Genomic DNA, 11,538 nt, shown 5'->3' on the forward strand with positions numbered 1-11,538 from the left:
GCCAACATGACTCACTACACCTGGCTGCTGGTGGCCCTGCCGCTGGCGGGTGCCGCGATACTGCTGTTCGGCGGGCGACGCACCGATGCGTGGGGCCACTGGCTGGGTTGCGCCACCGCCCTCGCGGCGTTCGGCGTGGGCCTGAGCCTGCTGAACGAGCTGCTCGGCCGCACCGCGGACGACCGGGTCATCCACCAGACGGTGTTCACCTGGATCCCCGTCGGCCAACTGCAGGTCGACCTCGGCCTGCAGATCGACCAGCTGTCGGTGTGTTTCGTGCTGCTGATCTCCGGGGTCGGGTCGCTGATCCACATCTATTCGGTCGCCTACATGGCCGAAGACCCGGACCGCCGAAGGTTTTTCGGCTACCTCAACCTGTTTCTGGCCTCGATGCTGCTGCTGGTGGTCGCCGACAACTACGTGGTGCTCTACGTCGGCTGGGAAGGCGTCGGCCTGGCGTCCTACCTGCTGATCGGGTTCTGGTACCACAAGCCCACGGCGGCCACGGCGGCCAAGAAGGCGTTCGTGATGAACCGCGTCGGGGACGCGGGACTCGCCCTGGGAATGTTCCTGATGTTCAGCACCTTCGGGACGCTCTCCTATGCCGGCGTGTTCGCCGGAGCGCCCGCCGCCGGCCGGGGCGCGCTGACGGCCATGGGGCTGCTGCTGTTGCTGGGCGCGTGCGCCAAGTCCGCGCAGGTCCCGCTGCAGGCCTGGTTGGGTGACGCCATGGAGGGCCCCACCCCGGTGTCCGCGCTGATCCACGCCGCCACCATGGTGACCGCCGGCGTGTACCTCATCGTGCGGTCCAACCCGCTGTACAACCTGGCCCCCGACGCGCAGACCGCCGTGGTCGTCGTCGGTGCCGTCACGTTGCTGCTCGGCGCGTTCATCGGCTGCGCCAAGGACGACATCAAGCGCGCGCTGGCGGCGTCGACGATGAGCCAGATCGGTTACATGGTGCTGGCCGCCGGGCTGGGCCCGGCCGGCTACGCGTTCGCGATCATGCATCTGCTCACCCACGGCTTCTTCAAGGCCGGGCTGTTCCTCGGCTCCGGCGCGGTGATCCACGCGATGCACGAGGAACAGGACATGCGCCGCTACGGCGGCCTGCGCGCCGCGCTCCCGATCACCTTCGCCACCTTCGGCCTGGGGTATCTCGCCATCATCGGCGTGCCGCCGTTCGCGGGCTTCTTCTCCAAGGACGCCATCATCGAGGCCGCGCTGGGCGCGGGCGGCGTCCGCGGCTACGTGCTGGGCGGGGCCGCGCTGCTGGGCGCGGGTGTCACCGCGTTCTACATGACGCGCGTGATGCTGATGACCTTTTTCGGCCGGAAGCGTTGGGCGCCTGGCACGCATCCCCACGAGGCGCCCAGCCTGATGACCTGGCCGATGATCCTGCTCGCCTTCGGCTCGGTGTTCTCCGGTGGGCTGCTGGCGTGGGGCGGCACCCTGCAGCGCTGGCTCGAGCCGGTGGTCGGGAAACACGAAGAGGTGACGCATGCGTTCCCCGCCTGGGTGAGCACCGCCTTGGCGCTGGGCGTCGTCGCCATCGGGATCGCGGTCGCCTACCGGCTGTACGCCACCGCGGAGATCCCGAGTGTGGCCCCGCTTTCGGTGTCACCGGTCACGACGGCCGCCCGCAGGGACTTCTACGGCGACGCCTTCAACGAGGAGGTGTTCATGCGCCCCGGTGCCGAGCTGACCCAAGCGCTCGTCGACGTCGACAACGCGGGCGTGGACGGCTCGGTCAACGCGCTGGCCGCGCTGGTGAGCCGCACTTCGAATCGCTTGCGGGGGCTGCAAACCGGCTTCGCCCGCAACTACGCATTGTCGATGCTGACGGGCGCGGTCCTGGTGGTCGCGCTGATCCTGGCGGTGAAACTGTGGTGAATGGCATTCCCTGGCTGAGCATCCTGTGGCTGGTGCCGCTGGCGGGCTCGGTGCTCGTGATCCTGCTGCCGCCCGGGCTGCGCGGGCTCGCCAAGTGGACGGGCCTGGTCTTCGGTGTCACCACACTGGCGATCGCGGTCGTCGTCACCGTTGGCTTCAAGGCCGGGGGCAGCACTTACCAGTTCGTCGAAAGCCATTCCTGGATACCGGCCTTCGGCGCCACCTACTCCCTCGGCGTGGACGGCATCGCGGTGGTCCTGGTGCTGCTGACCGCCGTGCTGATCCCGGTGCTGCAGGTGGCCGGCTGGAACGACGGTGGCGAAGAACGCAACCACGAAAATGGTGACGACCCGCTTCGCCCGGCTTCGCCGACCTTGCGATCGTCACGCAGTGTGCACGCCTACGTCGCGCTGACGCTGGCGATCGAGTCGATGGTGCTGGTCTCGGTGGTGGCGCTGGACGTGCTGCTGTTCTACGTGTTCTTCGAGGCCATGCTCATCCCGATGTACTTTCTGATCGGCGGCTTCGGCGGCGGGACGGGCAGGTCACGCGCCGCGGTGAAGTTCTTGCTGTACAACCTGTTCGGCGGGCTGATCATGCTGGCCGCGGTGATCGGGCTCTACGTCGTCACCGCGCAGCACGGTTCGGGCACGTTCGACTTCCGCGAGATCGTCGCCGGCGTCGCCTCCGGTCGCTACGGCGCCGACTCCGCGGTGTTCAAGGCGCTGTTCTTGGGCTTCATGTTCGCGTTCGCGATCAAGGCGCCGCTGTGGCCGTTCCACCGCTGGCTGCCCGACGCCGCGGTGGAGGCCACCCCGGCGACCGCGGTGCTGATGATGGCGGTGATGGACAAGGTCGGCACCTTCGGCATGCTGCGCTACTGCCTGCAGCTCTTCCCCGGCGCCTCAACGTATTTCCGCCCCCTGATCGTCGTGCTGGCCGTCATCGGCGTCATTTACGGGGCGGTCGTGGCGATCGGGCAGACCGACATCATGCGGCTGATCGCCTACACCTCCATCTCGCACTTCGGCTTCATCATCCTGGGCATCTTCGTGATGACGAGCCAGGGGCAGAGCGGATCGACGCTCTACATGCTCAACCACGGCCTGTCCACGGCGGCGGTGTTCCTGATCGCGGGATTCCTGATATCCCGGCACGGCAGCCGGGCGATCGCCGATTACGGCGGCGTGCAGAAGGTGGCGCCCGTCCTGGCGGGGACGTTCCTGGTCTCGGCCATGGCCACCCTGTCGCTGCCCGGCCTGGCGCCGTTCATCAGCGAATTCCTGGTCCTGCTGGGCACTTTCAACCGTTACTGGCTGGCCGCCGCGTTCGGTGTCACCGCGCTGGTGCTGTCCGCCATCTACATGCTGTGGCTCTACCAGCGCGTGATGACCGGACCGGTGGCCACCGGCAACGAGAAGATCGGTGACCTGCGAGCCCGCGAATTGCTGGTGGTCGCACCGTTGATCGCACTGTTGCTCGTTCTCGGCGTCTACCCCAAGCCGGTGCTGGACATCATCAACCCCGCCGTCGAGAACACCATGACCACCATCGGTCAGCACGATCCCGCGCCGAGCGTGCCGGCAGTCAACCGCGTACCCCGGACAGCCGAAGGACCGCGCCAATGACCCTTCCCACCCCCAGCATCGAGTACTTCCTGCTCTGCCCGACCCTCATCGTCTTCGGCGTCGCGGTCGTCGGCGTCCTCGCGGAAGCGTTCCTGCCCAGGCGAATTCGCTACGTCGCCCAGGTGACGCTCGCCCTGGCCGGCCTCGTCGCGGCATTCGTGGCGACCGTGGAGGTGGCCAAGTCGCTGCCGGCCTCCGGCCGGGCGGCCGTGCTGGGGGCGATGGCCATCGACCGGCCGACTCTGTACCTGCAGGGCACCGTGCTGCTGGTCGCGGTGCTGGCCGTCATCTTCATGGCCGAACGCACGCAGACCAAGGCCCAGAGCAAGGTCGCCGCGGGGGTCGGCGCCGCCGGATCGGCCGGCCTGGACTCCTTCACCCCGCAGGCGTCCGCCGTGCCCGGCAGCGACGCCGAGCGTGACGCCGAGCGGGCCGGGGCCGCGCAGACGGAGCTGTTCCCCCTGGCCATGCTGTCGGTCGGCGGCATGATGGTCTTCCCCGCCTCCAACGACCTGCTGACGATGTTCGTTGCGCTCGAGGTTCTTTCGCTGCCGCTGTACCTGATGTGCGGCCTGGCCCGGCATCGGCGGCTGCTGTCGCAGGAAGCGGCGATGAAGTACTTCCTGCTGGGCGCGTTCTCCTCGGCGTTCTTCCTGTACGGCGTGGCGCTGCTGTACGGCGCGACCGGCACGCTGCTGCTGACCGGCATCCGCGACGCGCTGGCGGCGCACGGAGACACGTCGATGGCGCTGGTCGGCGTGGCCCTGCTGTCGGTCGGCCTGCTGTTCAAAGTGGGTGCGGTCCCGTTCCATTCGTGGATCCCGGACGTCTACCAGGGCGCCCCCACCCCGATCACCGGGTTCATGGCCGCGGCCACCAAGGTCGCCGCCTTCGGCGCGCTGCTGCGGGTGGTCTATGTCGCGCTGCCACCGCTGCACGATCAATGGCGGCCGGTGCTGTGGACGATCTCGATTCTGACCATGGCGGTGGGCACCATCACCGCGGTGAACCAGACCGACGTCAAGCGCATGCTGGCGTACTCGTCGGTCGCCCACGTCGGGTTCATCCTCACCGGCGTCATCGCCGACAACCAGGCGGGGCTGTCGTCCACGCTGTTCTACCTGCTCGCCTACAGCTTCAGCACCGTCGGCGCGTTCGCCATCGTGAGCCTGATCCGCGATGCCGACGGCGTCGAGGACGCCACGCTGTCCCATTGGGCCGGGCTCGGGCAGCGCTCGCCCATTGTGGGCGTGATGTTTTCGATGTTCCTGCTGGCCTTCGCCGGCATCCCGCTGACGAGCGGTTTCGTCAGCAAGCTCGCGGTTTTCAAGGCCGCGGCGCAGGGCGGCGCGGCGCCCCTGGTGATCATCGGTGTGGTCGCCAGCGGGATCGCCGCCTACTTCTACGTGCGGGTGATCGTGTCGATGTTCTTCACCGAGGCGACCGACGACACCCCCCACGTGGTGGAGCCCGGCATTCTGAGCAAGGCCGCGATCGCGGTGTGCGCCTTGGTCACAGTGCTTCTGGGCATTTTCCCGCAGCCGCTGCTCGACCTGGCCGACCACGCCGCCCAGCTGCTGCACTGACATCAGCTCAGGAACGGGCGCACGGCCAGCACGTAGGCGGCCAGCGCCACCAGCGGCGCGACCAACGGCAACCACGGCAACTGCAGCGGGGAGGACGCCGCGACCCACCCCGCGACGGTGAAGCCGACGGCGCCGACGACGGTCGGCACGCTCCCCAGCACCACCCCGGCCCCGGCGCCGGCCGCGTGCCGGCAGACCAGGTACCCGGCGGCGCACAGCCCGGAGAGCGCGACGAACACGAGCGGCGGTTCGGACAGCACGATGGTGAGCACCGACAGCAGCACGGCAAGCGTCGCCGCGGGGCGAAACACCGTTCCCGCCACCACCGCACCCAGCGCCGCCGCCCAGCCGGCCACCGCGGGTTCGTGCGAGCCGTCGGCAGCCAGGCCCACCATCAGCAGCCCGAACACGACGGAGAACACCGGGGCCCAGAGCCGCGGCAGTGCCGTCCCGCAGTCGCTAGCCACGCAGCCGCCCCCGCACCCGCCGGCGGCGGTCCGGTAGCACACCCATGGACTGCTCCAGCCCGCTGTCCCCTTGCCACGACACGATGTCGACGCCGACGGTGGCCATGTCGCGATACATGGCGGAGCGCTGCAGCGACCACATCCGGTCCACCAGGGGATCCTGGTGGGCCTCGAACGGCGAGCTGTCGAGGACGTCGACGGCGATGACGACGTGGCCGCGCCTGCGCAGATCGATCAACGCGAGCGCGAACTCGGTGTCGAGCAGCGTGGAGAACGCGATGACGATCGCACCCGCGGGCATCGCCGCCCGCGGCGCCAAAGTCCCCGTCGTGCCCTCGAATCGGTCGCCGGCAGCGAGCACCGTGTCGAGCACGCGATAGAACTGGCGCTGCCCGATGTCGGCGCCCAGCCAGCGCGGGTGGTTGCCGCCAAGGGCGACGATCCCGGCGCGGTCGCCGTGCCGCAACGCGGTCTGCACGACCTGCGCGGCACCGCGGACGACGCGCTCGGTGGCCTCAGTTGCCGGACCGGCCGGTTGCCGATACGTGTCGATCAGCACCATCACGTCGGCGGCGCGGTCGGTGAGGCGCTGCGTGACGTGCAACTGGCCGCGCCGCGCGCTCACCGGCCAATTCACCGCGCGCAGTTGGTCTCCGGGCACGTAGGCACGAATGTCGGCGTACTCGACGCCGGGGCCGACATGCCGGGTCAGGTGCGCGCCCAGCCGGTCGAGCAGCTCGGTCTGCGGGATGGGCGTCGACTGCGGGGGCGTCAGGGGAAACACGATGACCTCGGCGGCGTCCACGGTGGCCGTCCCCGACAGCAACCCACCGCGCGCGAGCGCGTCCACCCGGGCCCGGATGAAGTACCGGCCCCACCGCTGCGCCGTGGCCACAACCGTCTTGGCGTGCGTCGAAGCCGGGTCCAGGATTTCGAGCTGCATTCCCTCGACGGCCGGAACCGTGACCTCGACCGCCGAAAACCCGGTCGCCCCGCCCTCTTCCGTCGTCCACAGGCGCAGCCGCGCCCGGTCGTTCTCGAAACACCGCTGCGCATCGGGCTCGCCGTGTACGCGAATGGTCGGCACGGGGCGTTGCCAGCTGATCGAGCAGAGCACGCCGAGCAGGGGCGCAGCGAAGGCGATCAACTGCCATCGCGCGGTGATCACCGCGACGGCCAGCACCAAGCCCGCGCAGGTCGCGACGGCCCGCGTCAAGTTCGATGCGCGCCAGCGGAATTCGGCCTCACGTCCGGTCACACCGCTGTCATCCGCTCCCGTGGCCCTCGCCGGTTCGGGGCACCGGCAGGCGGCGCAGCAGCTCCCCGACGACGTCGGCGCCTTGGATCTTGCGCACCCACATCTCCGGGCGCAGGGTGATCCGGTGCGCGACGGCCGGCACGGCGAGCGCCTTGACGTCTTCGGGGATCACATAGTCCCGGCCGAGCAACAGCGCACGGGCGCGGGCCAGTTGCACCAGGTCGAGTTCGGCGCGGGGGCTGGCGCCGACGGCGACCTGCGGATGGTGCCTCGTGGCGTTGGCCAGCGAAACGACGTAGTGCAAAACGTCTTCGTGCACGGTCACCTGCTCGACCGATTCGCGCATCGCGAGCAGGTCGTGCGCATCCACGACCTGGTTGACGGCCGGCTCGACCGACCCGCGCTCGAGGCGCCGGCGCAGCATCGCCGTCTCGTCGCGCTCGGAGAGGTAGCGCAGCTCCAGGCGGATCGCGAACCGGTCGAGCTGCGCCTCCGGCAGCGGGTAGGTGCCCTCGTACTCGATCGGATTGTCGGTCGCCAGCACGACGAAAGGCTTTGGCAACTGATGCGTTTCGCCGTCGATACTCACCTGACCCTCGGCCATCGCCTCGAGCAGCGCCGCCTGCGTCTTGGGCGGCGTGCGGTTGATCTCGTCGGCCATCAGCAGGTTGGTGAAGATGGGCCCGGGCCGGAAGGCGAAACGCCCCGACTGCATGTCGTAGATCGTGGAGCCGAGCAGGTCCGCGGGCAGCAGGTCGGGCGTGAACTGCACGCGGGTGAACTGCAGGCCCAGCGCGGCGGCGAACGATCTGGCGATGAGCGTCTTACCCAGGCCGGGCAGGTCCTCGATCAGGACGTGGCCGCGCGCGAGCACCGCGATGAGGATGAGGGTGAGCGCGGAACGCTTGCCCACCACCACGCGCTCGATCTCGTCGAGCACCGCCTCGCAGTGCGCAGTGGTTGTTGCCGCCGGCAGTGTCATACCTTTTCCAACTTTCGCAGAATCTCCTCCAGCGCCGCGCGGCCCGGACCGGGCCGCCGGTCACCGGTGCGCGCGACGTTGTTCGGATTGACCCATTCCCACAGTTCCGTCCCGAACAGCATCTGGCCGCTCGCCTGATACGCCACCGGGTCTTTGGATCGCCGTTGGCCGGTCGTCATCTCGTATCGACGCGCAAGCATGGGGCGCAGGTGCCGATCCCAGTCCACCCGGGTGGACTCCGACCACCGGATCGTCGTCTCGGTGGTGGACAGCCAGCGGCGCAATGAATCCCCGAGATCGTCGGGTTCGGCGTCCGCCTCGGGATGCATTCCGCGCCCGAGCACGCGACGGACGGTGAGCAGCACCAGGGCCAGTGCGCCGCCGGAGGCGGCCAGCACCACCCGGCGATCGGGTAGCAGCAGTGCGAGCAGCTCGATGCCGACGATGAAGCAGACGCCCAGGGCCAGAGTCTTTTTCATGCGGCGCTCCGTGAGCCCAGCTCGTCGAGCACCAGCTGCAGAACGCGCACCGCCATGTCGCGGTGAGCCTCGGTCATCACGTGCGGGCTGAACCGCGCCTCGGCGAACAGGTTCACCAACTGCACGGCGTTGTCGGCGTGCAGCGCGCGGTGTTCGACGGCGCGGGCCAACACCTCGGTCGGGGTGTCGAAGTCCTGCGGGACGGCGCCGGGCACGTTGGCCAGCTCGCGTTCCATCGCCGCGTAGCAGGCGATGATCGCCTCGCGAGGTTCACGGCTGGGGTCGGCCATCTCGGCCAGGCCACGTTCGGCCGCGCGCGCCAACGATTCCGAACGTGACGGTGGCGCCGGGGATTCGGCGTGATCGTCCGCGGCGGCCCCGGCGCCGGTCGCCACCGCCCGCCACCGCCGCCGCGACGCGACGACCGTCCCGGTGACGATGACCAACAGCATCGGCACGGTGGCCGCGAGCAGGATGCCGAACATATCGCCGTTTCGCGGATGGGGCTGTGCCGGCCGGGCGTTCGCACTCTCCGACGACGGCGCACCGCTCGCCGGCGGGGGCGGCGCCCGGCCGACGTCGTGGGAGGCCAACAGGTGGGACGCCGTCCACACGATCAGCAGCCACGCCACGATGACCGCCAGCCCGATCAGCAGCACCCGCCAGCTCGGCCGGCCCCTGCCGGTGCCGAGCATCTCCGACAGCTGACCGGCCTGGGGCGCCGCTGCCCGCGGGTCGCGCAGCCGCGCGATGACCGCGATCGTCACCAGGGCGAGCGTGACCCCGAGGGCTGCCACCACGAAAATCAGCGCCGCCCGGCTGCCGGTTGGCTCCCCACGTGCGGCGGGATGCGGGGAAGGCAGATAGCCGCGCAGGGCGGCGGAGAGGACAAGCAGCAGCACGACCAGGGCGACGGCTCGCCCCGTGGGCTTGTCCATACCGGGCATCGGCATACCACCCGACCGGTTGTTGCGGCACTGCTTTGCCTCATCCTGGCACGTCAGGCGGGAAGTTATCCACAGTCGGCGGTTCATCCACCGCGACTTCGCGTCGCGGTCGCCGATCGGCTGGAGACCCGGGACCCCGCGTTGAAATCCTCGCCAAGCGGCCCGCCCGGTGAGACACTCAGCGCGTGCCACCGCATCGGGACGTCGCCGCGTACGACGACCGCGCCCCCCGCTACGACCAGGGCTTTCGCGGTCGGCTGCACCACGAAATCGCCGAGCGCACCGCGCAGCTGGCCGTGGCGACCGTCACCGCCCCCGAGTATGTGCTCGACGTCGGATGCGGCACCGGCTACCTGTTGGGGCTGCTGGCCCGCCGCTACCCGGGGGCCAAACATCTGTGCGGGATCGACCCGGCCCCCCAGATGGTCTCCATCGCAACCGGTCTTGCCCGCGACCCGCGATTGAGCTTCACCCGCGGCGTGGCCGAGGAGCTCAACTACGCCGACCGCGCCTTCGACCTGGTCGTCAGCACCACGTCATTCGATCACTGGTCCGATCAGCTGGTGGGTCTGCTGGAGTGCGCCCGGGTGCTGCGGCCGGGTGGAAGCCTGGTGCTCGTCGACCGGTTCTCGCTGTGGCTGGTGCCGACGCTGGCCATCACCCGCCGCGGCAAGGCCCGCACCCGGCGGCGCGCCGAGCGCCTGCTGCTGCAGGCGGGATTCCGGTCGCCGAAATGGCAACGGCTGCATGCCGGGACCATCAACGCGGTCACGGCGACGAGACCGGCTTAGTCGGGCTCGAACGGCCGGAAAGAGCCGTCGAGCACCTGCAGATGACCGATCGTGCGTCCGGTGACCTTCGCGGGATCGACCACCGTCAATTCCACTGCGGCCCGGGCGAATTCGTCCGCCTCGGCGGTATCGTCGAACTCCCGGGCGTAGTAGGCCAGCCCGGGGGTGAGGATCGGTTTCGACGGCGACAGGGCATTCACCGCGATGTGGTGATCGGCGAGATCGAATGCCGCGCACTGGGTCAGATGCTCGAGCGCCGCCTTGGATCCGCCGTAGCCGGGTAGCACGCCGCCGCTGCGGTCCGGGTACGGCCCGTTTCCGGGCAGCCTCGATGCCACCGAGCTGATGTTGACGATCGACCCGCGGCCCGCCTGGATCATGTCGGGGCACACCAGCTGCATCAGCTCGTAGGCGGCAAAGACGGCGATGTCGAAATGCCGGCGATACGCCGTCAGCGGGACGCTGAGGAATCCCGGCCAGCCCGGCTTGGCGGCACCGCTTGCCGGCTTGGCGGCGCCTCCCGGCTTGGCGGACTGGGCGCGAGGTTCGCCGCCGGGAGGGCGGGGCCGGCCGGGCGCGGTGAAGGCCGCGTTGTTCACCAGAATCGTGATGGGCCCCAGGGCTTCTCGCGCCGCGCCCACCAACCGGGCGACGTCCTCGCGTTCGGTCAGGTCGGCCCGGATCGCCACCGCGCGTCCGCCCGCGGCCTCGATGGCGGCGACCGTCTCGCCGATGGTTCCGGGCAACCGCTCGTCCCACACCTCCTCGGTGCGTCCCGCGACCGCGACGGCGGCGCCTTCCGCGGCGAGGGCCAGCGCGATCGCCCTGCCCAGTCCGCGGCTGCCGCCGGTGACGATCGCGGCCCGTCCGGCCAGCCGCGCCGTCACCGCGTCACCCCGTGCACCACGATGGCGGTGGTCTGCTCCACCCACGCATCGTCGAGCGAGTCCTCCGGGCGCAGCAGCATGCGCAGCATCGTGGCTCCCCCGATCAACTCGATCAACCGGTCCGGATCCACATCGGGATGCGCCTCACCCCGGTCGACGGCGTCACTGAGCCGCACCCGCACCGTCGCGAACAGGTCCGCGAACCGGGACATCACCCGGGCGTTGAGGGCGGGGTCGGCGGTCATGTCGGCCACCAGGCCCGGCAGGGCGGCGCGGACGACCGGCGTGGTGAAGACGTCGCGGGTGGCCTCGATCATCATGCGGATGTCGGCCGCGAAGTCCCCGGCGGGCGCCTGCAGTGCGGTGGGCGCCACCGGGAAGGCCGCCTCGTGTACCAGTTCGGCCTTGCTGGACCACCGGCGATAGAGCGCCGATTTGGTGGTTCCGGCGCGCTCGGCGACCGCCGCCAGGCTGAGGTTGGAATAGCCCATTTGGACAAGCAGTTCCGCGGTGGCCGATAGGATGGCCGAGTCGATACGCGGGTCCCGCGGGCGGCCGGCGCCGGGGGCCTTGTCAATGGCGGACGGGTCTGCTTTCATAACGCTACCTACCGTATCGTA

General features: G+C 69.8%; 11 protein-coding genes. 4 read left to right on the top strand and 7 right to left on the bottom strand.

Annotated features, from left to right (window positions below; all coding sequences use genetic code 11):
* Positions 1-6: 6 nt before the first annotated feature.
* From nuoL to nuoN, 3 genes are read left to right on the top strand one after another with little or no spacing between them, the layout of a single operon-like run.
* Positions 7-1,893 carry an NADH-quinone oxidoreductase subunit L gene (gene nuoL, locus C1737_RS12230; RefSeq protein WP_102418493.1) on the top strand — a complete coding sequence of 629 codons (1,887 nt, stop codon included), beginning with the start codon at positions 7-9 and terminating at the stop codon, positions 1,891-1,893.
* The gene (locus C1737_RS12235) at positions 1,890-3,521 is read left to right on the top strand and encodes an NADH-quinone oxidoreductase subunit M (protein WP_199182829.1); all 1,632 of its coding nucleotides are present in this window, start codon (positions 1,890-1,892) and stop codon (positions 3,519-3,521) included. Before nuoL ends, C1737_RS12235 begins: the two co-directional genes overlap by 4 nt.
* A complete protein-coding gene (nuoN, locus tag C1737_RS12240; RefSeq protein ID WP_102418498.1) occupies positions 3,518-5,107 on the top strand; it encodes an NADH-quinone oxidoreductase subunit NuoN in 1,590 nt (529 codons plus the stop codon). Before C1737_RS12235 ends, nuoN begins: the two co-directional genes overlap by 4 nt.
* Positions 5,108-5,109: 2 nt before the next feature.
* Here nuoN and C1737_RS12245 read toward each other — a convergent pair whose 3' ends face one another.
* From C1737_RS12245 to C1737_RS12265, 5 genes are read right to left on the bottom strand one after another with little or no spacing between them, the layout of a single operon-like run.
* A complete protein-coding gene (locus C1737_RS12245; protein ID WP_199182830.1) occupies positions 5,110-5,574 on the bottom strand; it encodes a hypothetical protein in 465 nt (154 codons plus the stop codon).
* The gene (locus tag C1737_RS12250) at positions 5,567-6,832 is read right to left on the bottom strand and encodes a DUF58 domain-containing protein (protein ID WP_102418504.1); all 1,266 of its coding nucleotides are present in this window, start codon (positions 6,830-6,832) and stop codon (positions 5,567-5,569) included. The genes C1737_RS12245 and C1737_RS12250 overlap by 8 nt, the downstream gene beginning before the upstream one ends.
* Positions 6,833-6,839: 7 nt before the next feature.
* Positions 6,840-7,814 (bottom strand): MoxR family ATPase, encoded by a 975-nt coding sequence (locus C1737_RS12255; RefSeq protein ID WP_102418507.1) that lies wholly within the window; start codon positions 7,812-7,814, stop codon positions 6,840-6,842.
* Positions 7,811-8,293, bottom strand: a complete 483-nt coding sequence (locus C1737_RS12260) for a hypothetical protein (protein WP_102418509.1) — start codon at positions 8,291-8,293, stop codon at positions 7,811-7,813. Before C1737_RS12260 ends, C1737_RS12255 begins: the two co-directional genes overlap by 4 nt.
* Positions 8,290-9,231: a DUF4129 domain-containing protein gene (locus C1737_RS12265; RefSeq protein WP_068096951.1), complete on the bottom strand. Its 942-nt coding sequence runs from the start codon at positions 9,229-9,231 to the stop codon at positions 8,290-8,292. The genes C1737_RS12260 and C1737_RS12265 overlap by 4 nt, the downstream gene beginning before the upstream one ends.
* Positions 9,232-9,425: 194 nt before the next feature.
* Here C1737_RS12265 and C1737_RS12270 point away from each other — a divergent pair, with 194 nt between their 5' ends.
* Positions 9,426-10,031 (top strand): class I SAM-dependent methyltransferase, encoded by a 606-nt coding sequence (locus C1737_RS12270; RefSeq protein WP_068096954.1) that lies wholly within the window; start codon positions 9,426-9,428, stop codon positions 10,029-10,031.
* On the opposite strand, the gene C1737_RS12275 is transcribed toward C1737_RS12270, so the two are convergent.
* Complete coding sequence (locus C1737_RS12275) at positions 10,028-10,918, bottom strand: SDR family NAD(P)-dependent oxidoreductase (RefSeq protein WP_102418512.1); 891 nt, start codon at positions 10,916-10,918, stop codon at positions 10,028-10,030. The genes C1737_RS12270 and C1737_RS12275 overlap by 4 nt on opposite strands.
* The gene (locus tag C1737_RS12280; protein WP_102418515.1) at positions 10,915-11,517 is read right to left on the bottom strand and encodes a TetR/AcrR family transcriptional regulator; all 603 of its coding nucleotides are present in this window, start codon (positions 11,515-11,517) and stop codon (positions 10,915-10,917) included. Before C1737_RS12280 ends, C1737_RS12275 begins: the two co-directional genes overlap by 4 nt.
* Between the last annotated feature and the right edge of the window lie 21 nt (positions 11,518-11,538).

The organism is Mycobacterium sp. 4858 (assembly GCF_900240975.1).
Lineage (GTDB): Bacteria > Actinomycetota > Actinomycetes > Mycobacteriales > Mycobacteriaceae > Mycobacterium.

Excerpts from the sequence above, each read along its gene's own strand:
- nuoL (WP_102418493.1), top strand. The coding sequence starts at position 7 with ATGACTCACTACACCTGGCTGCTGGTGGCCCTGCCGCTGGCGGGTGCC.
- C1737_RS12255 (WP_102418507.1), bottom strand. The coding sequence starts at position 7,814 with ATGACACTGCCGGCGGCAACAACCACTGCGCACTGCGAGGCGGTGCTC.
- C1737_RS12260 (WP_102418509.1), bottom strand. The coding sequence starts at position 8,293 with ATGAAAAAGACTCTGGCCCTGGGCGTCTGCTTCATCGTCGGCATCGAG.
- nuoN (WP_102418498.1), top strand. The coding sequence starts at position 3,518 with ATGACCCTTCCCACCCCCAGCATCGAGTACTTCCTGCTCTGCCCGACC.
- C1737_RS12280 (WP_102418515.1), bottom strand. The coding sequence starts at position 11,517 with ATGAAAGCAGACCCGTCCGCCATTGACAAGGCCCCCGGCGCCGGCCGC.
- C1737_RS12265 (WP_068096951.1), bottom strand. The coding sequence starts at position 9,231 with ATGGACAAGCCCACGGGGCGAGCCGTCGCCCTGGTCGTGCTGCTGCTT.